Genomic DNA, 20,720 nt, shown 5'->3' on the forward strand with positions numbered 1-20,720 from the left:
GCGGTCCGCCGCGGGTCACCCCGTCGTGTCACCCTTGACGCATGCCCGAAGGTGACACGGTCTGGCAGACCGCGAAGAGGCTGCACGGCGCGCTCGCGGGCAAGGTGCTGACCCGCAGCGACTTCCGGGTACCCAAGTACGCCACGGTCGACCTCACCGGCCGGACCGTCCTGAGCACCGTCCCGCGCGGCAAACACCTGTTCACCCGGATCGAGGGCGGCCTGACGCTGCACACCCACCTCCGCATGGAGGGCGCCTGGAAGGTCTACGGCCCGGACGAGCGCTGGCGGGGCGGCCCCGCCCACCAGATCCGGGCCGTCCTCGGCACCACCGACCACGCGGCCGTCGGCTACCGCCTTCAGGTCCTGGAGTTCCTCCGCACCGGGGAGGAGGAACACGTCGTAGGACACCTCGGCCCCGACCTGCTCGGCCCGGACTGGGACCCCGAACGCGCCCTGGCCAACGTGCTGGCCGACCCCGCCCGCCCGCTCGGCGAGGCCCTGCTCGATCAGCGCAATCTCGCCGGCATCGGCAACATCTACAAGAGCGAGCTCTGCTTTCTGCTCGGCGTGACCCCGTGGCTGCCCGTCGGCGCGCTCCCGGCGGACCGCGCCGCCCAACTGCCCGCCCTCGCCAAGAAGCTCCTCGATGCGAACCGCGACCGCCCGGTCCGGCAGACCACGAGCGTCCGCCACCACGACCTGTTCGTGTACGGCCGGGCACCCCGCCCCTGCCTGCGCTGCCACACATCGGTCCGCGTGGCGGACCAGGGCGACGGCACCCAGGAACGCCCCACCTACTGGTGCCCCACCTGTCAGAGGGGCCCGGCCCCCGTGCCGGGAGCGCCGCAGAAATGGCGGGACCGCTATCGGCGCACAGCCGATTGACGGCCCGTCAGAAACGCTCGTACCGTCGCTGCATGCCCGTCAAGGCGTACGACCTCACCGGACGCACCGCATTCGTCACCGGCGCCGCCAGTGGCATCGGCCGGGCCTCGGCCGTCCTGCTCGCCGAGGCGGGCGCGACGGTGCACTGCGCCGACCGGGACGCGAAGGGCCTGCACGAGACGGCGGCCCTCATCGAGGACCGCGGCGGCACCGCCCGCACCCACCCCCTCGACGTCACCGACCGTGCCCGGCTCGGCGAGGCGGTCCGCTCCTGCGAGCGGCTGGACGTGATGGCGGCGATCGCCGGTGTCATGCACAGCAGCCCGGTTCTCCAGACCCGGGACGAGGACCTCGACCGGGTGCTGAACGTCAACTTCAAGGGCGTGCTGTACGCCTGCCAGGAGGCGGCCCGGCTGATGCTCGCCCGGCACACTCGGGGCAGCATCATCACCATGGCCTCGGGCGCGATCGACACCGGCGGACCGGGGCTGCTCTGCTACAGCGCGGCGAAGGCGGCCGTGGTCCAGCTGACCAAGACGCTGGCGACCGAGGTCGGCCGGCACGGCATCCGCGTCAACGCGGTCGCCCCCGGCTGGATCCGCACGCCGATGACCGACCGCCACGACCACGAGGCCCAGGCGCACACCGAGGGCCTGATGGCCCGCATGTCCCCGCTAGGCAGGGTCGGCGAGGCCGACGACATCGCGCACGCCGTGCTGCACCTGGCGTCCGACGCGTCGGCCTTCACGACGGGCCAGATCCTGCGTCCGAACGGTGGTGTGGCGATGCCCTGGTAAGGCCCCCCGCCGCCCGTCGCTTCGGCACACAGTGCACCGGCAGCAGACTGAGCCCCCATCCCCCGGTGACGACCGCCCCCTCGACCACGCCGCCGTCCCCCACGGCGACCCGTACCACGGCCCACCACCACACCGTCCCGAGTCCCAGGACGACTCCCCAGCGCACTGTCCGCCCCACCATGGCCGCCTCCTCCAGCCGGACGCTAGAACGCCACCGAACCCGCCGGGGAGGCGCACCAACGGCTCACTGATGCAACGCCGGGAAAATCGTCAACCCGAGGCGTCAACGCCGGGCGACGACATCCCCGGCCGGCTCACGCGTTCTCGGCCTGGAACATCCAGTGATGCTTCTCGAGATCCGCGGTGATGGTGATGAAGATGTTCTGGGACACCGGATCCGGCTCCCCGGTCGCCGCCACCCGGTCCCGCATCCGTGTGATCACCGCGCCCAGCGCGTCCACGAGGGCCCGCACCGCGTCCGTGTCCTTGACCCAGCCCGAGGGCGCCGTCGCGATGCCGCTGCCGGCCGCCACGGTCGCCGCGCGTCCGTCGGGCGGGACGCCCAGCGTCGACGCCCGTTCCGCCACGGTGTCGGAGTGGGTCCGCGCGGAGGCGACGACCTCGTCGAGCTGGAGATGGATGGAGCGGAACCTGGGGCCGACGATGTTCCAGTGGACCTGCTTGGCGACGAGCGACAGGTCCACCAGGTCCACGAGGGCGCCCTGCAACGCCTCCGAGACGGTCTTCAGGTCTGCGTCGGGCAGTGGGCTCTTCACGACGGACATGCGCACCCTCCGATGCCTCGGCCCCGTCACGTCCCTCCACCATGACCGCGCCACCCGACACCGGCAAACGGAGGCAGCAGCACGAAGGCCCCGGCCGGGGCTCCTCCAGGTCTTCCCGGAGACGCCCCGGCCGGGGCCTCAGACGTGTCGCGTCAGGCGGCGACGACATCCACCGCCTCGGCGGGCGCCTTGATGGTCACCCGTTCCGGTGGCACACCGGTCACCGACACGGAACCCAGCATCGGGCGAACCGGCGTGGGTACGGGCTCGGTGGCCGCGGCAGACCGGGCCAGCTCGGCGAGGGCGAGCTCGTCGCTCACTTCCCGCATGAGCTCGGACATCCGTACGTCCAGCGCGTCGCAGATGGCGGAGAGCAGTTCGGAGGAAGCCTCCTTCTGCCCCCGCTCCACCTCGGAGAGATAGCCGAGCGAAACTCGGGCGGACGAGGAGACTTCGCGCAGAGTACGGCCCTGGCGCTGGCGCTGCCGACGCAGCACGTCACCCAGCAGGCGACGGAGCAGAATCATCGGTGGCTCCCTCCTCGGACCGCGTAGCCGCATCCTTCTCGCCCCACCGTACCGCCTCGCGCTGCGGCCGTGCGGGGAGCGATGTCGTGTTCACTCAGGGCTGCAAACATCAAAACCCCCCGTTCCGTTCCGTATCCTGTGCCCGCTCATTCCCGCTGTGTTCGCTCGCAAGCTGCTCGAGAAGCAGTGCGAGCACGCTCCGTACACTCTCCATACGAATTTCCGCACGGTTGCCGTTCAACCGCAGAGCTGTGACTTTTCCGCCACCGGCAGAACCGGAAACGGTCCCGAACGGCCCCTCCACGGCCACGAAGACCGTCCCGACGGGCTGCCCGTCCTGCGGGTCGGGGCCGGCGACCCCCGTCGTCGCGAGCCCCCAGTCGGCGCCCAGCGCCTTGCGTACACCGGCGGCCATCTGGGCCGCGACCTGCGCGTCCACCGCCCCGCGCTGGGCCAGCAGGGTGGCGTCGACACCGAGCAGCGCCTGCTTCAGGTCGGTGGCGTAGGCGGTGACCGAGCCCCGGAACACCTTGGACGCCCCAGGGACGGCTGTGATCTCCGCCGCCACCAGCCCACCGGTGAGCGACTCGGCGACGGCGACCGTGTCGCCCTTCACCGTCAGTAGTCGCACCACTTCAGTGGCCGGGGAACTCACGCTTCCGACTCCTCCAACGCCGCCCGGCGCTCGGCGATTCCCCGCCGGCGCAGCACAATGGCCTGTCTCACATAGTCGAGACCGGTGACAACGGTCAGAACGACCGCCACCGCCATCACCCAGAACCTCAGGGTCGCCAGCCATCCCGTCAGTGCCAGCACGTACATCCCCACGGCCACGCCCTGGGTGAGCGTCTTCAGCTTGCCGCCGCGGCTCGCCGGGATGACGCCGTACCGAATGACCAGAAAACGCAGAAGCGTGATCCCGAGTTCCCGGCCGAGGATCACGGCCGTGACCCACCACGGCAGATCGCCCAGTGCGGACAGACAGATCAGCGCCGCCCCCATGATGGCCTTGTCGGCGATGGGGTCGGCGATCTTCCCGAAGTCGGTGACGAGGTTGTACGTACGCGCCAGGTGACCGTCGAACAGGTCGGTGATCATGGCGACGGCGAAGGCCGCCCAGGCCAGCGAGCGCCACGCCGGGTCGTACCCGCCCTTGGCCAGCATCAGGGCCACGAAGCCGGGCACCAGGACCAGCCGGAGCATGGTCAGCAGATTGGCGACGTTCCAGACGCTCGCCTGGTTGACGGCCGCCGCCGCCAGCTTGGCGCCCCGGGGCGGCTTGGCCGCGCCCTGCGCACCGTCGGCGGAGGCACCGGAAGCAGCGGTGCCCGAGCCCGAGCCGGCCGCCGCGCCGGAGGCGCCGGCGGAGCCCGCGGCGCCCTGCGCGCCGGAGGAGCCGCCCGCGGCGGACGCCGGGACTCCGGTCATCTGTCCGCCTCCTCACTACACGCGAGCGAGCCCTCGAGCGGCTCGGCCACCAGGTCGACACCTTCCGTACCGACCACCTTCGCCTCGACCATACGGCCGACGCTCAGGCCGGCGCCGCTGGTGAGCAGCACCTGGCCGTCCGTCTCCGGGGCCTGGTGCGCCGCGCGGCCGTACACGCCCTCCTCGTCGTCCACGGACTCCACGAGGACGTGCACGGTCTCACCGACGCGCTCCTCGGCCCGCTGCGAGACGAGTTCCTCGGCCAGCCGGGAGATGTGCGCCAGCCGCTCGGCGACGACGTCCTCGTCGAGCTTGCCGTCGTAGGTCGCCGCCTCCGTCCCCTCCTCGTCGGAGTAGCCGAAGACGCCGATGGCGTCCAGTCGCGCACCGTTCAGGAAGCGCTCCAGCTCGGCCAGGTCCGCCTCGGACTCGCCGGGGAAGCCCACGATGAAGTTCGAGCGCACGCCGGCCTGCGGGGCCTTGCTCCGGATGGTGTCGAGCAGCTCCAGGAAGCGGTCGGTGTCGCCGAAGCGCCGCATCGCGCGCAGCACGGCGGGCGCGGAGTGCTGGAAGGACAGGTCGAAGTACGGGGCGACCTTCGGGGTGGAGGTCAGCACGTCGATCAGGCCCGGGCGCATCTCGGCCGGCTGGAGGTAGCTGACGCGCACGCGTTCGATCCCGTCGACCTCCGCCAGCTCGGGCAGCAGGGACTCCAGCAGGCGGATGTCGCCCAGGTCCTTGCCGTAGGAGGTGTTGTTCTCGGAGACCAGCATGATCTCCTTGACGCCCTGCTCGGCCAGCCACCGCGTCTCGTTCAGCACGTCGCTCGGGCGGCGGGAGATGAAGGAGCCGCGGAAGGACGGGATGGCGCAGAAGGAGCAGCGCCGGTCACAGCCGGAGGCGAGCTTCACCGAGGCGACGGGGGCGCCGTCCAGCCGGCGGCGCAGGGGCGCGCGGGGACCCGACTGCGGGGCCAGGCCCTCCGGCAGGTCGGCCGGGGCGCCGTGCCCGGGCAGGGCCACATCGGTCGCCGTCTGCCGCTCGGCCGGGCTGATCGGCAGCAGCTTGCGGCGGTCGCGCGGGGTGTGGGAGGCGTGGATGCCGCCGGAGAGGATGGTCTGCAGGCGGTCGGAGATGTCCGTGTAGTCGTCGAAGCCGAGCACGCCGTCGGCCTCGGGCAGGGCCTCGGCGAGCTCCTTGCCGTACCGCTCGGCCATGCAGCCCACCGCCACGACGGCCTGGGTTCTGCCATGGCCCTTGAGATCGTTGGCCTCCAGAAGGGCGTCCACGGAGTCCTTCTTGGCGGCCTCCACGAAGCCACAGGTGTTGACCACGGCGACATCGGCGTCCCCGGCGTCCTCGACGAGCTGCCAGCCGTCCGCCTCCAAACGGCCTGCGAGCTCCTCCGAGTCCACCTCGTTACGGGCGCAGCCGAGAGTGACAAGTGCGACGGTACGGCGTTCAGGCATGGGCTCAAGACTACTTCGTCCCGCTGACACCCCACGTCGACGGGGTTGGCCGATCTTGGCCAACCCCGTGTGAAGACACCCTCTCCGGGCCGCTCGTGCCCAGCGGCCGCTAGCCGACCTCGGGGTCGCCCTTGGTGTACGTCAGCCGTTCCACGGCCCCGGGCTGGAAGTCGTCCTCGATCTTCTTGCCGTTGACGTAGAGCTGTATGGCGCCGGCGTCACCCAGGATGAGATTGATCTTCGTGCTGTCCTGGAAGGTCTTGGACTCGCCCTTGTTCAGGAGCCCGTCGAACAGCATGCGGCCGTTGTGGTCCTTGGCCGAGATCCAGCTGCGCCCGTCCGCGGCGCTGACCCGGACGGTCACCTTGTCCTGGGGCGCGGCCGCGATGGCACTGTCGGACGGGTCGGCCTTCTGACCGGCGGTCTTGTCCTTCTTGGGCGTGGGCGAGGCGGCCTTGCTCGTCGTGGGCGTGGCCCCCTCGGCGACCTGGGCCTTCGCGTCGTTGCCGGAGCCGCCGCCCTTGACGACCGTGAACCCGACGAAGCCGATCACCGCGACGATCGCGGCGACCATGGCGGCGGTCCAGTTCGGCCCGCGCCGCTCGGGACGGATACGTTCCGCCTCGAACAGCGGGGCGGCCGGGGTCGGGGCGGGGCGCCCGCCGTGCTCGGCGTCGAACTGGGCCAGCAGCGGGGCGGGGTCGAGGTGCACGGCCCTGGCCAGGGTCCGGATGTGCCCGCGGGCGTACACGTCGCCGCCGCAGGGTGCGAAGTTGTCCGCCTCGATGGCGTGCACGATGGCGATGCGGACCCGAGTGGCGCTGCTGACGTCGTCGACGGTGAGCCCGGCGGCGATGCGCGCCTGCCGCAGCGTACGGCCGATGGAGATACGGGCTTCCTCGGAGACGTCGGGGAACGGACGCTCGTCTTCAGGAGAGTTGCCGATGGACACGGGGGCGCCTTTCGAGCGTGTAGCCACCTGTGCTGGAAGTTCAGTCTAGGGGGGGTGCAAAAGGGTGGGGCAACCGGGCGGTTGGGCCTTGTACGCCATCGGTATGGCCCGACATACCGACGACGGGCCAGGCACGAACCCCAGAATCGAGCCCGCACCTGTCCTCTCGCTCAACTTGACGTGCGACAAAGGGAAACGGTTGCCCGCCGCTCTCTAACGGGTGGATCACGACGGAGCCACAGTCCGGCTCCATCCCGGCCACCGGACGGCCCGTGTCCCTTTGGGACCAATCCCTACCCCTCAGACTCCCCGCGTATCACCGCGAGCACGCCGTCCAGGTCATCGGGTTTCACGAGAACGTCACGCGCCTTGGATCCCTCGCTCGGTCCCACGATGCTGCGCGACTCCATGAGGTCCATGAGCCGGCCGGCCTTGGCGAAGCCGACGCGCAGCTTGCGCTGGAGCATGGACGTGGACCCGAACTGCGTGGAGACCACCAGCTCGGCGGCCTGGCACAGCAGGTCGAGGTCGTCGCCGATGTCCTCGTCGATCTCCTTCTTCTGTTTGGTGCCGACGGTGACGTCGTCCCGGAAGACCGGCGCCATCTGGTCCTTGCAGTGCTGGACGACGACGGCGACCTCTTCCTCGGTCACGAACGCGCCCTGCATACGGGTCGGCTTGTTCGCTCCCATCGGCAGGAACAGACCGTCGCCCTTGCCGATCAGCTTCTCGGCACCTGGCTGGTCGAGGATGACCCGGGAGTCGGCGAGCGAGGAGGTGGCGAAGGCGAGCCGGGAGGGCACGTTCGCCTTGATCAGGCCGGTGACGACGTCTACCGACGGGCGCTGCGTGGCGAGCACCAGATGGATACCGGCCGCGCGCGCGAGCTGCGTGATGCGCACGATCGCGTCCTCGACGTCGCGCGGCGCGACCATCATCAGGTCGGCCAGCTCGTCGACGATCACCAGCAGGTACGGGTACGGCTGGAGCTCCCGCTCGCTGCCCTCCGGCGGCTTGGCCTTCCCCTCGCGCACGGCGCGGTTGAAGTCGTCGATGTGCCGGTAGCCGTAGGCCGCCAGGTCGTCGTAGCGCAGGTCCATCTCGCGCACGACCCACTGGAGCGCCTCGGCGGCCCGCTTGGGGTTGGTGATGATCGGCGTGATCAGGTGCGGGATGCCCTCGTAGGCGGTGAGCTCCACCCGCTTGGGGTCGACCAGGATCATCCGGACGTCCTCGGGGGTCGCCCGCATCATGACCGAGGTGATCAGGCAGTTGATGCAGGACGACTTGCCGGAGCCGGTGGCGCCGGCGACCAGCATGTGCGGCATCTTCGCCAGCGAGTGCATGACGTAGCCGCCCTCGACGTCCTTGCCGAAGGCGACCAGCATCGGGTCGTCGTCCTCCGCGGACTCCGCGAGGCGCAGTACGTCGCCGAGGTTGACCATCTCCCGGTCGGTGTTGGGGATCTCGATGCCGACCGCGGACTTGCCGGGGATCGGGCTGATGATCCGCACGTCGGGGCTGGCGACTGCGTACGCGATGTTCTTGGTCAGTGCGGTGATCCGCTCGACCTTCACGGCGGGGCCGAGCTCGACCTCGTAGCGGGTGACCGTCGGGCCGCGTGTGAAGCCGGTGACGGCCGCGTCGACCTTGAACTCGGTGAAGACGGTGGTGAGCGAGGCGACGATCGCGTCGTTGGCAGCGCTGCGCGCCTTGCCGGGGCCGCCGCGGGTGAGCAGGTCGAGGGAGGGCAGCGCGTAGGTGATGTCGCCGGAGAGCTGGAGCTGCTCGGCGCGCGGCGGCAGGTCCCGGGACTGCTCGGGGGCCGCCTTGGTGAGGTCGGGGACCGGTCCGGACTTGAGCTTCTCCTGCTTGGGCCGCCCGGCCGGGGCCGGGACGGGCGGCGCGGTCTGCTCCGGAGCCGGCGCGGGGGCCGGTACGGGCGTCGGCGTCGTGTCCTCGCGGTCGCCCACGCTGACGCCCTGGGTGAGGTCGGCGACGATCCGCGAGGGCGGCATGCCGTGCAGGACGGCGCCGTCGAGGTCGGCCGCGGCGGCCGCCGCGATGTCCACGGCGTCCATGTGCCGGTCCATGGCGGGCTGCGGCACCGCCGAGCGCCTGGGGCGGCTCCGGCGCTTGGCGAGTGCCTCCTGCTCGGCGCCGTCGGGGTCGTAGGCCTCGGGGGCGCTCCGGCGCCTTCGGGGGCGCGCGGGCAGCGCCTCGCGCCACTGGTCCTCGTACCGCTGTTCGTCGTCGGCGAACTCGTCGAACTCGTCGTCGGCGGGGTCGGGCAGGAGCCCCAGGCGTACGCCGAGCGCGCGCAGCCGCTGCGGGATGGCGTTGACCGGGGTGGCGGTGACCACGAGCAGGCCGAAGATCGTCAGCAGCACGAGCAGCGGTACGGCCAGGACGTCGGTCATGGCGTACGTCAGCGGCGTCGCCGCGCCCCAGCCGATGAGGCCGCCGGCGTCCCTTATCGCCTGCATGCCGTCGCTGCGGGCGGGCGAGCCGCAGGCGATGTGGACCTGGCCGAGGACGCCGATGACGAGCGCGGACAGGCCGATGACGATCCGGCCGTTGGCCTCCGGCTTCTCGGGGTGCCGGATGAACCGCACGGCGATGACCGCGAGCAGTATCGGCACCAGCAGGTCGAGGCGGCCGAAGGCGCCGGTCACCAGGATCTCCACGAGATCCCCTACGGGGCCGCGCAGATCCGCCCAGGTGCCGGCGGCGACGATCAGAGCGATTCCGAGCAGCAGCAGCGCGATGCCGTCCTTGCGGTGGGCCGGGTCGAGGTTCCTCGCACCCTGTCCTATGCCGCGGAAGACGGCGCCGACGGCGTGCGCCAGGCCCAGCCAGAGGGCGCGCACCAGCCGGTAGACGCCCCCGGTGGGGTTGGGGGCGGGTTTCGGCGCGGGCGCGGCTTTCTTCGCCGCGGCCTTCTTGGCGGGCGCCTTCTTCGCCGGGGCCTTCTTCGCGGCGGCCTTCTTCACCGGAGCCTTCGCCGCAGCGGCCGCCTTCTTGGCGGGCTGCTTCTTGGCTGCGGAGGGACGTGAGGCCATGGATGTGAGGTTACCGGTGGAGAGGACAGCGGACACGCGTGCCCAGTGCTTCACCCGTTCGTGTCGTCCTTGGGAGTGCACGGAACTGACGTCCGCTCATACGCAAGTCCGGCCGCCGCGGGTGTCAGTTCTGCGACGGCATCGGCGCGCCGCCGCCCGTGCCCGGCTCCAGGGCGTCCAGTGCGCGGCGCAACCCCGTGAGTTTGCGTTCGAGATGGGCCGCGGTGGCCACCGCGGCCGCGTCCGCCGACTCGTCGTCAAGCTGCTTGGACAGGGCCTCGGCCTGCTCCTCGACCGCCGCGAGCCGGGCGGACAGCTCGGCGAGGAGTCCGGCCGACTCCTTGCCACCGCCGACCGCGCCCTTGCCGTTGCCGCCCTCCAACTGCAGCCGCAACAGCGCCGCCTGCTCCCGCAGCTGGCAGTTCTTCATGTACAGCTCGACGAAGACGGAGACCTTCGCGCGCAGCACCCAGGGGTCGAACGGCTTGGAGATGTAGTCCACCGCGCCCGCCGCGTAGCCCCGGAAGGTGTGGTGCGGCCCGTGGTTGATGGCGGTGAGGAAGATGATCGGGATGTCCCGGGTCCGTTCTCGCCGCTTGATGTGCGCCGCGGTTTCGAAACCGTCCATTCCCGGCATCTGGACATCCAGCAGAATGACCGCGAAATCGTCCGTGAGTAGTGCTTTGAGCGCTTCCTCCCCGGAGGATGCCCGCACCAGTGTCTGATCGAGCGCAGAGAGGATGGCCTCCAGCGCCAGCAGATTCTCCGGCCGGTCATCGACCAGGAGGATCTTGGCCTTCTGCACCATGGCCCGTCCTCCTCGCCCCGGCGGTACACCGGGCGCCGCCCCAGGGGACGACTCCCTTTCGCCGCCCGTCCTTGTGCCGGTCATGGTAGCCGCACCCCGCCTGTCGCCACACCCTGTCACCGCGATGTCACTGTGCACATAGCAGAAACGCGGCGAGAGACCAGAAGGTTCCCCGATTCCCGCACTTCCACACCTCCGCGGCCACCCTGCGTCAACAACTTCGCACACGCATCGCCGGTTCCCGGCACCTTCACCCGACTTTCACCCGGGCACGCCGACACGGTCACTCAGCGCTCATGCGTCGCTCATGCGAGGCTCACCCGGCGGTCATTCCCCGCGCATCCACTGCTTCATCACCGCCAACAGGTGATCGGGGTCGACCGGCTTCGTCACATAGTCGGAAGCACCCGACTCGATCGCCTTCTCCCGGTCGCCTTTCATCGCCTTGGCGGTCAGCGCCACGATCGGCAGCCCGGCGAACTGAGGCATCCGTCGGATCGCCGTGGTGGTCGCGTACCCGTCCATCTCGGGCATCATGATGTCCATCAGCACGACCGCCACGTCGTCGTGCTGCTCCAGCACCTCGATGCCCTCACGGCCGTTCTCCGCGTACAGCACGGACAGGCCGTGCTGCTCCAGGACGCTGGTGAGCGCGAAGACGTTGCGGATGTCGTCGTCGACGATCAGCACCTTCTCCCCGCCGAACCGCACCGGCTGGTGCGACGGGTGCGCCGGCTCCTGCTGCCCGGCGACCGGCCAGTGGTCGGTGCGCTGCTCGTTCGGCGGAGCGCCCCGGCGACGGCGCCGGAAGAGCGCGGCGGCGCCGTTCTGGGTCTCCTGGTACGACTTCACCTCGGCGGGCGTCTCGATCTCCACGGGGGACAGCTCGGTGGAGTGGGCCTCCGAGGCGACCAGGTCGCCCGCCTCCAGCGCGGGCAGGGACTGCTGGTAGCCCTGCGGCGGCAGTTCGCTGGGGTGCAGCGGCAAATACAGCGTGAACGTCGAGCCGCGTCCCGTCTCGCTCTGCGCGTGGATCTCACCGCCAAGCAGCTGGGCGATCTCCCGCGAGATCGACAGCCCGAGGCCCGTACCGCCGTACTTGCGGCTGGTGGTGCCGTCCGCCTGCTTGAACGCCTCGAAGATCACCCGCATCTTGCCGGCGGCGATGCCGATGCCGGTGTCGGTCACGGAGAACGCGATCAGCGGCGCGTCCGCGTCGGCCAGCGACCCGGCCTCCAGCAGCTGCTCCCGGATACGCACCGGCACGTCCGATCCGGCCGGCCGGATCACCAGCTCGACCGAGCCGGAGTCGGTGAACTTCACGGCGTTGGACAACAGGTTCCGCAGCACCTGGAGCAACCGCTGCTCGTCCGTGTGCAGCGTGGCGGGCAGCTCCGGCGAGACCCGCACGGACAGGTCGAGGCCCTTCTCGGCGGTCAGCGGCCGGAAGGTGGCCTCCACATAGTCCACGAGCTGGACCAGCGCGATACGCGTCGGGGAGACGTCCATCTTGCCCGCCTCGACCTTCGACAGGTCCAGGATGTCGTTGATCAGCTGGAGCAGGTCGGAGCCCGCCCCGTGGATCGTCTCGGCGAACTCGACCTGCTTCGGGGAGAGGTTGCCCTCGGCGTTGTCGGCGAGCAGCTTCGCCAGGATCAGCAGCGAGTTCAGCGGCGTGCGCAGCTCGTGCGACATGTTGGCCAGGAACTCGCTCTTGTAGCGCATGGAGACCGCGAGCTGCTCGGCGCGCTCCTCCAGGACCTGCCGCGCCTCCTCGATCTCGGTGTTCTTCACCTCGATGTCGCGGTTCTGCTGGGCCAGCAGCTCGGCCTTCTCCTCCAGTTCGGCGTTGGAGGCCTGGAGCGCCTTCTGCCGCTGTTCCAATTCCTCCGACCGCAGCCTGAGTTGCTCGGTCAGCTCCTGCGACTGCCGCAGCAGAACCTCCGTCTTGGTGTTGACGGAGATGGTGTTGACGCTGGTGGCGATCATCTCGGCGATCTGGTTGAGGAAGTCCTTCTGGATCTGCGTGAACGGCGTGAAGGACGCCAACTCGATGACGCCGAGGACCGTGTTCTCGAACAGCACCGGCAGCACGACCACCTGTGCGGGCGGGGCCTCTCCGAGCCCCGAGGAGATCTTCAGGTAGCCGCTGGGGGCGTTCTCCACGATGATCGTGCGCCTCTCCTGGGCGGCCGTTCCGATCAGCCCCTCACCCGGCCGGAACGACGTCGGCATGGAACCCATCGAGTAGCCGTACGAACCCAGCATCCGCAGCTCGTACGCGTCCTCGCTCTCGGCGCTCATGTCCTTGCCGTCGACGAGTGGCATCGCGAGGAAGAACGCGCCGTGCTGCGCGGAGACCACCGGTGTCAGCTCGCTCATGATCAGCGAGGCCACGTCCTCCAGGTCGCGGCGGCCCTGCATCAGCGCGGAGATACGGGCGAGGTTGCCCTTGAGCCAGTCCTGCTCCTTGTTGGCGATCGTGGTGTCGCGCAGGTTGGCGATCATCTTGTTGATGTAGTCCTGAAGCTCCTGGATCTCGCCGGAGGCGTCGACGTCGATCTTCAGGTTCAGGTCGCCGCGGGTCACCGCGGTCGCCACGCGCGCGATGGCACGCACCTGCCGGGTCAGGTTCCCGGCCATCTCGTTCACGGACTCCGTCAGGTCCCGCCAGGTGCCGTCGACGTCACGCACACGCGCCTGACCGCCGAGCTGCCCCTCGGTGCCCACCTCGCGGGCCACCCGGGTGACCTCCTCGGCGAAGCTGGACAGCTGGTCGACCATGGTGTTGATCGTCGTCTTGAGCTCAAGGATCTCGCCGCGGGCGTCAATGTCGATCTTCTTCGTCAAGTCACCCTTGGCGATGGCTGTGGTGACCATGGCGATGTTGCGCACCTGACCGGTCAGGTTGGACGCCATCCCGTTCACCGACTCGGTGAGGTCCTTCCACGTACCGGCCACACCCGGCACGCGCGCCTGACCACCGAGGATGCCGTCCGTGCCCACCTCGCGGGCCACCTTGGTGACCTGGTCGGCGAACGAGCTCAGCGTCTTGACCATCGTGTTGATCGTGTCGGCGAGCTGCGCCACCTCGCCGCTCGCCTCGATCGTGACCTGCCGGGTCAGGTCGCCGTTGGCGACCGCGGCCGACACCTGGGAGATGTTCCGCACCTGCATGGTCAGGTTGTTGGCCATCAGGTTGACGTTGTCGCTGAGGTCCTTCCAGATGCCCGTGACACCCGGCACGCGCGCCTGCCCGCCCAGAATGCCCTCGGTGCCCACCTCGCGCGCCACCCGGGTCACCTGCTCGGCGAAGCTGGACAGCTGGTCAACCATCGTGTTGACCGTCGTGACGAGTTCAAGGATCTCACCCTTGGCGTCAACGGTGATCTTCTTCGACAGGTCGCCCTTGGCGACCGCCGTGGTGACCTCGGCGATGTTGCGGACCTGGATGGTCAGGTTGTTGGCCATGAAGTTCACGGACTGCGTGAGGTCCTTCCAGGTGCCCGCGACCCCCTGGACCTCCGCCTGACCGCCGAGCATGCCCTCGGTGCCCACCTCGCGCGCGACGCGCGTGACCTCCTGGGCGAACGACGAGAGCTGGTCGACCATCGTGTTCAGGGTGTTCTTCAGCTCGAGGATCTCCCCGCGCGCGTCCACGGTGATCTTCTGCGACAGGTCACCCCGGGCCACCGCGGTCGCGACCTGCGCGATGTTGCGCACCTGGGCGGTGAGGTTGCCGGCCATGCCGTTCACCGAGTCGGTCAGGTCGCGCCACACACCGGCCACGCCGGGCACCTGCGCCTGACCGCCGAGGCGGCCGTCCGTACCCACCTCGCGGGCCACCTTGGTGACCTGGTCGGCGAAGGCGGAGAGCTGGTCGACCATCGTGTTGATGGTGTTCTTCAGCTCGAGGATCTCCCCACGCGCGTCGACGTCGATCTTCTGCGACAGGTCACCCCGGGCCACCGCGGTCGTCACCTGGGCGATCTGCCGCACCTGCGAGGTGAGGTTGCCGGCCATGAAGTTGACGGAGTCCGTCAACTCCTTCCACGTACCGGAGACGCCGTCCACCCGCGCCTGACCGCCCAGGCGGCCCTCCGTGCCCACGTCCCGCGCCATCCGCGTCACCTGGTCGGCGAAGCTCGACAGCTGGTCCACCATCGTGTTGACGGTGTTCTTCAGCTGGAGCATCTCACCGGAGACGTCCACCGTGACCTTCTGGGAGAGGTCACCGTTGGCCACCGCCGTCGTCACCTGGGCGATGTTGCGCACCTGACCGGTGAGGTTGCGGAACGCCGTGTTGACGGAGTCCGTCAGGTCCTTCCACGTACCGGCCGCCCCCGGCACCTGCGCCTGACCGCCCAGCTCACCCTCGACACCGACCTCCCGCGCCACGCGGGTGACCTCGGCACCGAACGCCGACAGCTGGTCGACCATCCCGTTGACGGTGTTCTTCAGCTCCAGCATCTCGCCGGCCACGTCCACGGTGACCTTCTGCGAGAGGTCACCGCTGGCCACCGCCGTCGTCACCGCGGCGATGTCCCTCACCTGTGTGGTCAGATTCCGGAACACGGTGTTGACGGAGTCCGTCAGGTCCTTCCAGGTGCCCGCCGCGCCCGGCACGTTCGCCTGCCCGCCGAGCTGCCCCTCGGCTCCGACCTCGTTGGCCACACGGGTGACCTCGTCGGCGAAGATCCGCAGCGTCTCGGTCATCTGGTTGATGGTCTCGGCGAGCTGCGCGACCTCGCCACGCGCCGGAACGGTCACCTTCTGCGACAGATCACCGTTGGCCACGGCCGTGGTGACCTGGGAGATCCCTCGCACCTGGGCGGTGAGGTTGCCCGCCATGGTGTTGACGGAGTCGGTGAGCTCCTTCCACACCCCGGCGACCCCGGGCACCTGCGCCTGCCCGCCCAGGATGCCCTCCGTGCCCACCTCACGGGCGACACGGGTCACCTCGGAGGAGAACGAGGACAGCTGCTCCACCATCGTGTTGACGGTGTTCTTCAGCTCCAGCATCTCGCCGGCCACATGCACGGTGACCTTGCGTGACAGGTCACCCCGCGCGACCGCCGTGGTCACCAGCGCGATGTCACGCACCTGCGCGGTGAGCCGGTTCGCCATGGTGTTGACGGATTCCGTCAGGTCCTTCCACGAACCGGACATACCGCGCACCCGGGCCTGACCGCCCAGCTTGCCCTCGGTGCCCACCTCGCTGGCCACGCGCGTGACCTCGTCGGTGAACGTCGACAACTGGTCGACCAGGTTGTTGACGGTCCGCCCGACCTTCAGGAACTCGCCCCGCAACGGATGCCCGGTCCCGTCCGGCGCCTGCGTCCTGAGCTCCATGCGCGGCGACAGATCGCCCTCCGCCACCGCGGACAGCACCCGGCCGACCTCGGACACCGGTCGTACGAGATCGTCGACGAGCGCGTTCGACGCGTCGATGGCCGAGGCCCAGGAACCCTCGCAGGCGCCGGTCTCCAGCCGTTCCGTGAGTTTTCCCTCACGTCCCACCACACGCCGCACTCGCGACAGTTCACCCGTCAGGTGCAGATTCCGGTCGGCCACCTCGTTGAACACGGCCGCGATCTCCGACATCACGCCGTCCCCGGACACCGTGAGCCGCTTGCGGAAATTCCCGTCCCGCATGGCCCCGAGAGCCACCAGCAGCCGGTCCAGGGCGGCGGTGTCCACCTGGGTGGTGCCGCCCCGCCGCCTGCCCTGGGACGGTCCGCCTTTCGCGCGCGTGTTCGTGCTCCGCGTCGCTGCGCCAGACTCCACTGTGTCCCTCCCGCAGGGATCGACCGTTACTGCTGTGCTCGGGTACTTCTGTTCGGCTACCGGTTACTCGTGCGCATTTCTGCCAGAAGAGATCCGCTCGCACCAGGGCTGCTGCCCTCCGTACACGGAACGCACTCAGCCTGACCGGACCTTCACCAGAAGCTTGCCCAGTGTTTCACCCCGGCCGAACCAGGCCATAACAGTTCGGCAGCTTCGCACATCGTCCGCACACCCTGGGGGCGTAATCACCGCCGACCGGCATCCTCACGGACCGCGAAGGTAAGTAACCTTGCATGCGGCTGTCCAGCCACACCGGTCCGTCCGGCCTGGGCGGTGGCACGAGAACGAGCGGGCATCGGAGGGGCGGCCGCAGACCATGACCACCGGACTGATCCCGGGGGGACAGCCCCCGGACCCCCGGCCGACGGGCACGCGGATGCCGCATCAGCGGCGCGAGCCGGACGGCACCGGATCCCTGCACGTCGACAACCGGTCGAGGAGTTTTGTGATCACCGCGCGCGCGGCCGCCAGCTTCGAGCCCGTCGGACGATCGGTGGCGACCGCCCGATCCTTCGTCCGTGACACCCTCCAGGGCTGGGGTTTCGCCGACATCGTGGACGACGCGGTGGTCCTCACCAGCGAACTGGTGACCAACGCCGTCGTCCACGCGGGCACCGCCGCCGATGTGCTGTGCCTGCGCGCCGAGGACGGCGTGCGCATCGAGGTGGCCGACCGGTATCCCGAGCGCGAGGTGCCCCTCCAGGGCCCGGCCGCCACCATGGGCAGCCCCGACCGCGAGGGCGGCCGCGGACTCCAGCTGTGCGCGGCCCTGGCCGCCCGCTGGGGGGTGGACTACACGCCCACCCACAAGAACGTCTGGTTCCAACTCGACCTGCCCGAACGCCCGGTCGGCACCCGCGCCGCCGGCCCGTCCCTGCCCGCCGACCTCCTCCCGCTGGCCGACGGCCGGGTCCGCGTCGCGGTCGTCCAGATCGACCGCAAGGGCTCCATCACGGCCTGGAACGAGGACGCCGAGGAACTCTTCGGCCACACCGTCGGCCAGGTCACCGGCAGGCCCCTGACCGACTTCGCGGCCTGGCCGCACACCCCGGGCACCGGCACCGGAATCGCCGAGGCACTCCAGCTCTCCCGCTGGGAGGGCACCTACGGCATCCGCGGCGCCGACGGCCGGGTGACCCCGGTGTACGCCTCCCACCTCCGGGTCCGCGACACCGCCGGCGAGCCTTCCACGGTCTGCCTCCTGGTACGGGACCATGAGCGCGCCGTCCTCCAGACGCCGATGCGCCTGCCGTCCTCCGACGCGGCCCCGGCCGCCGACGGCCAGAGCACCGACCCCTTCGAGGTGTTCATCGGCTCCCCGGCGCCGGACGACCTCGACGGCCTCCTTCAGCGCACCGTCGAACGCGCCCGCGACATGCTCGACGGAGACGCCGCCTTCCTGCTGCTCGCGACCGACGACGAGACGGAGCTGGAGGTCCGCGCCTCCACCGGCCTGCCCTCCGCCCGCCAGCGCTTCGCCCGCGTACCCGTCGAGGCGGGCCCCGGCCGTTACGGCTCGGCCCGCATGCCCGCCGTCCACGACGACCTCACCGCGGTCCGCGGCGCCGTCCCCCTCCTCAACGACACGGGCATGCGCTCGGTCGTCACCGTGCCGCTGAAGGTCGAGGGCCGCCTCACCGGATCCCTCGGCGTCGCGGCGGAGGCTCCAGGCAGATATTCCAACGAGGAGGCCCTGCGCCTCCAGTTCGCCGCCGACCGGATCGCCCTGGCCGTCGAATCGGCCCGCCTGGGAGAGCTGGAACGCCTGCGCCGCGGTTCGCTCAGCTTCCTCGTCGAGGCCTCCGACCTGCTCGCCGGCACCCTCGACCGCGATCAGACCCTCGCCCTGATGGCGCAGATGACGGTACCGACCCTCGCCACCTGGTGCGCCGTCTACACCATCGCCGACCAGGCCTCCGAGCCGTACCTGTCGTACGTGCTGCACGAGGACGAGGAGCTCATCGACGGCATCAAGTCCCTGCTGTCGAAGGTCCCCCCGCCCGACCCGGTACCGACGCCGGGTGCCCGCGTCTGGTCGGCCCCCGGCGAGATGGCCCACCAGGCGGCGCTGCGCTCCTCGATGCGCAGCCTCGGCCTGACCGGCGGGCCCGCCTACCCGGTGTCCTCGAGCATCGGCCCCACGCTCGCCACGGCCTCCGCGGTCGGCGGCGAGACCGTTGTCCTGCCGCTGGTCGCCCGCAACCGCGTCATCGGCATGCTGACGCTGGGCAAACCCACCGACGAGCACTTCCGCCAGGAGATCCTGGAACTGGCCGAGGACCTGTCCCGCAGGGCCGCCCTGGCCCTGGACAACGCCCGCCTGTACTCGGAGCGGACGGCCATCAGCCAGGCCCTCCAGCGCAGCCTCCTGCCGCCCGGACTGCCACAGATCAACGGCGTCGAGGTCGAGGTCATCTACCGCGCGGCCGGCGAGGGCAACGAGGTCGGCGGCGACTTCTACGACGTCTTCCCGATCAGCGACGGCGCGTACGGCTTCGCCATCGGCGACGTCTGCGGTACGGGTCCGAACGCCGCCGCGGTCACCGGCCTGGCCCGGCACGCGCTGCGCCTGCTGGCACGCGAGGGGCTGAGCGGCCCCGCGGTCCTCGAACGCCTGAACTCCGCCATCCTCGACGAGGGCGCCCGCAGCCGCTTCCTGACGCTTCTGTACGGCGAGTTGCGGCCTCGGGAGGACGGCAGCGCCGAGCTCAAGGTGGTGTGCGCCGGCCACCCACTCCCCCTGCGCCTGCGCCCGGACGGCACGGTGGAGGCGGCGGCCGAGCCCCAGCCGCTCCTCGGCGTCATCGAGGACCTGGAGCTGTACGAGGAGACGGTCGTCCTGGACCCGGGCGACGTCCTGCTGTGCGTCACGGACGGTGTCACGGAACGCCGTGAGGGCACCCGCATGCTGGGCGACGACGGCCTCGCGGAGGTCCTGACAACCTGCACGGGCCTCACCGCGGGGGCGGTGGCCGCCCGGATCATGCGCGCGGTGGAGCGCTTCGCGTCCGACGCCCCGTCCGACGACATGGCCATCCTGGCGATGCGCGTCCCGGGTATCCAGACAGAGTAGGACACGAAAAAGACCCCGCCCGAGTGGGCGGGGTCTTTTGGATCCTTCTGCTGGAGCCCCCAAACGGAATCGAACCGTTGACCTTCTCCTTACCATGGAGACGCTCTGCCGACTGAGCTATAGGGGCCTGTCGCTTTCGAGGTTTCCCTCGCCGCAACGAAAGAGATCGTACCCCGAACAGACCCGGGTTCCCAAACTCGTTCAGCGCACGCTCACCGCCCACTCAGAAAGCGGGCTGGAGCAGCCCTCCGAGGGCATTGCACGCGGACACGATCCGCTGCATCTCCCGCCTCGTCAACGACGCGTCCACGGGCAGCGCGAGCGTCTCGTCCGCGGCCCGCTCGGTCTCCGGCAGTGCCACGCAGCGCCGGAACTCCGGCAGCCGGTGCACCGGCGTCTTCACGGGCACCCGGCACTCAATTCCCTTGGCCCGTATCGCCCTGGCGAAGGCGTCCCGGTCCGGCCGCCCGTTGCCCGGCACCCGCACCACGTACTGCTGGTAGGTGTGTCCGTCACCGCCGTCGGGCGTACGCACGCCCCTGAGCTTGGCGTCGAGATAGGCGGCCCGCTCCCTGCGCTGGGCGACCTCGTCGTACGGCGCCTCGGACTCGCCCTGCTCCAGCACCAGCAGCCCGTTCCGCTGACCGACCACGTGCAACCGGGCGATGTCCGCCCGACGTCCGAAGCGGTGCACGGCAACGACCGCCGCGGTACGAGGAGTTACGGCGGCCTCGACGGCCTCGGCGTCGAGGCAGTACGTCGCCGGATCTATGTCGGCGAACACCGGAAGCGCACCGGCCAGGGTCACGGCCTCGGCGACCTCCACGTTTCCGAAGGCCGGCACGACGACCTCGTCACCGACTCCGACGCCGGCGGCCCTGAGCATTGCAGCAGTACCCATGAGATGGATGCTGGTTGCGGAACGTGAACTTCAAGTAACACATAACAAAAATGGGTTGGTCCCCGAACCGAAGTTCAGGGACCAACCCATCAATATTTGTTCGGCGGTGTCCTACTCTCCCACAGGGTCCCCCCTGCAGTACCATCGGCGCTGTGAGGCTTAGCTTCCGGGTTCGGAATGTAAC

General features: G+C 70.1%; 13 protein-coding genes, 1 tRNA gene and 1 rRNA gene. 3 read left to right on the top strand and 12 right to left on the bottom strand.

Annotated elements, in window-relative coordinates:
• Nucleotides 1-41 precede the first annotated feature (41 nt).
• Together ACWGJM_RS40160 and ACWGJM_RS40165 are read left to right on the top strand one after the other, a co-directional pair.
• Entirely contained in the window at nucleotides 42-887 is an 846-nt protein-coding gene (locus ACWGJM_RS40160) for a DNA-formamidopyrimidine glycosylase family protein (RefSeq protein WP_453416701.1), read from the top strand.
• Nucleotides 888-919: 32 nt separating this feature from the next.
• Nucleotides 920-1,684 carry an SDR family NAD(P)-dependent oxidoreductase gene (locus ACWGJM_RS40165; protein WP_453416702.1) on the top strand — a complete coding sequence of 255 codons (765 nt, stop codon included), beginning with the start codon at nucleotides 920-922 and terminating at the stop codon, nucleotides 1,682-1,684.
• A 314-nt stretch (nucleotides 1,685-1,998) separates the two neighbouring features.
• Here ACWGJM_RS40165 and ACWGJM_RS40170 read toward each other — a convergent pair whose 3' ends face one another.
• The 9 genes from ACWGJM_RS40170 to ACWGJM_RS40210 all read right to left on the bottom strand — a co-directional run bounded on the left by ACWGJM_RS40170 (nucleotide 1,999) and on the right by ACWGJM_RS40210 (nucleotide 16,502).
• Nucleotides 1,999-2,469 (bottom strand): Dps family protein, encoded by a 471-nt coding sequence (locus ACWGJM_RS40170; protein ID WP_453416703.1) that lies wholly within the window; start codon nucleotides 2,467-2,469, stop codon nucleotides 1,999-2,001.
• Nucleotides 2,470-2,621: 152 nt separating this feature from the next.
• The gene (locus ACWGJM_RS40175; protein WP_361454779.1) at nucleotides 2,622-2,996 is read right to left on the bottom strand and encodes a helix-turn-helix domain-containing protein; all 375 of its coding nucleotides are present in this window, start codon (nucleotides 2,994-2,996) and stop codon (nucleotides 2,622-2,624) included.
• Nucleotides 2,997-3,105: 109 nt separating this feature from the next.
• On the bottom strand, nucleotides 3,106-3,651 hold the full coding sequence (locus tag ACWGJM_RS40180) for a CinA family protein (RefSeq protein WP_453416704.1): 546 nt from the start codon (nucleotides 3,649-3,651) through the stop codon (nucleotides 3,106-3,108).
• The gene (gene pgsA / locus ACWGJM_RS40185) at nucleotides 3,648-4,424 is read right to left on the bottom strand and encodes a CDP-diacylglycerol--glycerol-3-phosphate 3-phosphatidyltransferase (protein WP_453416705.1); all 777 of its coding nucleotides are present in this window, start codon (nucleotides 4,422-4,424) and stop codon (nucleotides 3,648-3,650) included. Before pgsA ends, ACWGJM_RS40180 begins: the two co-directional genes overlap by 4 nt.
• Nucleotides 4,421-5,893 (bottom strand): 30S ribosomal protein S12 methylthiotransferase RimO, encoded by a 1,473-nt coding sequence (gene rimO / locus ACWGJM_RS40190; protein WP_453416706.1) that lies wholly within the window; start codon nucleotides 5,891-5,893, stop codon nucleotides 4,421-4,423. The genes pgsA and rimO overlap by 4 nt, the downstream gene beginning before the upstream one ends.
• Nucleotides 5,894-6,002: 109 nt before the next feature.
• On the bottom strand, nucleotides 6,003-6,845 hold the full coding sequence (locus ACWGJM_RS40195) for a helix-turn-helix domain-containing protein (protein ID WP_453416707.1): 843 nt from the start codon (nucleotides 6,843-6,845) through the stop codon (nucleotides 6,003-6,005).
• 293 nt (nucleotides 6,846-7,138) lie between these two features.
• A complete protein-coding gene (locus tag ACWGJM_RS40200; protein ID WP_453416708.1) occupies nucleotides 7,139-9,907 on the bottom strand; it encodes a DNA translocase FtsK in 2,769 nt (922 codons plus the stop codon).
• Nucleotides 9,908-10,031: 124 nt separating this feature from the next.
• On the bottom strand, nucleotides 10,032-10,715 hold the full coding sequence (locus ACWGJM_RS40205) for a response regulator (RefSeq protein WP_453416709.1): 684 nt from the start codon (nucleotides 10,713-10,715) through the stop codon (nucleotides 10,032-10,034).
• 327 nt (nucleotides 10,716-11,042) lie between these two features.
• Complete coding sequence (locus ACWGJM_RS40210; protein WP_453416710.1) at nucleotides 11,043-16,502, bottom strand: HAMP domain-containing protein; 5,460 nt, start codon at nucleotides 16,500-16,502, stop codon at nucleotides 11,043-11,045.
• Nucleotides 16,503-16,878: 376 nt separating this feature from the next.
• On the opposite strand from ACWGJM_RS40210, the gene ACWGJM_RS40215 reads away from it, so the two are divergent.
• Nucleotides 16,879-19,635, top strand: coding sequence for a SpoIIE family protein phosphatase (locus tag ACWGJM_RS40215; RefSeq protein ID WP_453416711.1), 2,757 nt, complete (start codon nucleotides 16,879-16,881; stop codon nucleotides 19,633-19,635).
• Between the two features lie 51 nt (nucleotides 19,636-19,686).
• Here ACWGJM_RS40215 and ACWGJM_RS40220 read toward each other — a convergent pair.
• The 3 genes from ACWGJM_RS40220 to rrf form a co-directional block, all read right to left on the bottom strand.
• Nucleotides 19,687-19,762: transfer RNA gene (locus ACWGJM_RS40220), tRNA-Thr, on the bottom strand.
• 96 nt (nucleotides 19,763-19,858) lie between these two features.
• Nucleotides 19,859-20,521, bottom strand: coding sequence for a DegT/DnrJ/EryC1/StrS family aminotransferase (locus ACWGJM_RS40225; RefSeq protein ID WP_453416713.1), 663 nt, complete (start codon nucleotides 20,519-20,521; stop codon nucleotides 19,859-19,861).
• A gap of 113 nt (nucleotides 20,522-20,634) precedes the next feature.
• Nucleotides 20,635-20,720, bottom strand: a 5S ribosomal RNA gene (rrf, locus tag ACWGJM_RS40230); the annotation flags it as partial.

The sequence above is a fragment of the Streptomyces sp. NPDC054834 genome (assembly GCF_053611185.1).

Bases quoted from the DNA above. Each gene is read 5' to 3' on its own strand.
- ACWGJM_RS40160 (WP_453416701.1), top strand. From the start codon at position 42: ATGCCCGAAGGTGACACGGTCTGGCAGACCGCGAAGAGGCTGCACGGC.
- ACWGJM_RS40165 (WP_453416702.1), top strand. From the start codon at position 920: ATGCCCGTCAAGGCGTACGACCTCACCGGACGCACCGCATTCGTCACC.
- ACWGJM_RS40170 (WP_453416703.1), bottom strand. From the start codon at position 2,469: ATGTCCGTCGTGAAGAGCCCACTGCCCGACGCAGACCTGAAGACCGTC.
- ACWGJM_RS40175 (WP_361454779.1), bottom strand. From the start codon at position 2,996: ATGATTCTGCTCCGTCGCCTGCTGGGTGACGTGCTGCGTCGGCAGCGC.
- pgsA (WP_453416705.1), bottom strand. From the start codon at position 4,424: ATGACCGGAGTCCCGGCGTCCGCCGCGGGCGGCTCCTCCGGCGCGCAG.
- rimO (WP_453416706.1), bottom strand. From the start codon at position 5,893: ATGCCTGAACGCCGTACCGTCGCACTTGTCACTCTCGGCTGCGCCCGT.
- ACWGJM_RS40200 (WP_453416708.1), bottom strand. From the start codon at position 9,907: ATGGCCTCACGTCCCTCCGCAGCCAAGAAGCAGCCCGCCAAGAAGGCG.
- ACWGJM_RS40205 (WP_453416709.1), bottom strand. From the start codon at position 10,715: ATGGTGCAGAAGGCCAAGATCCTCCTGGTCGATGACCGGCCGGAGAAT.
- ACWGJM_RS40215 (WP_453416711.1), top strand. From the start codon at position 16,879: ATGACCACCGGACTGATCCCGGGGGGACAGCCCCCGGACCCCCGGCCG.
- ACWGJM_RS40225 (WP_453416713.1), bottom strand. From the start codon at position 20,521: ATGCTCAGGGCCGCCGGCGTCGGAGTCGGTGACGAGGTCGTCGTGCCG.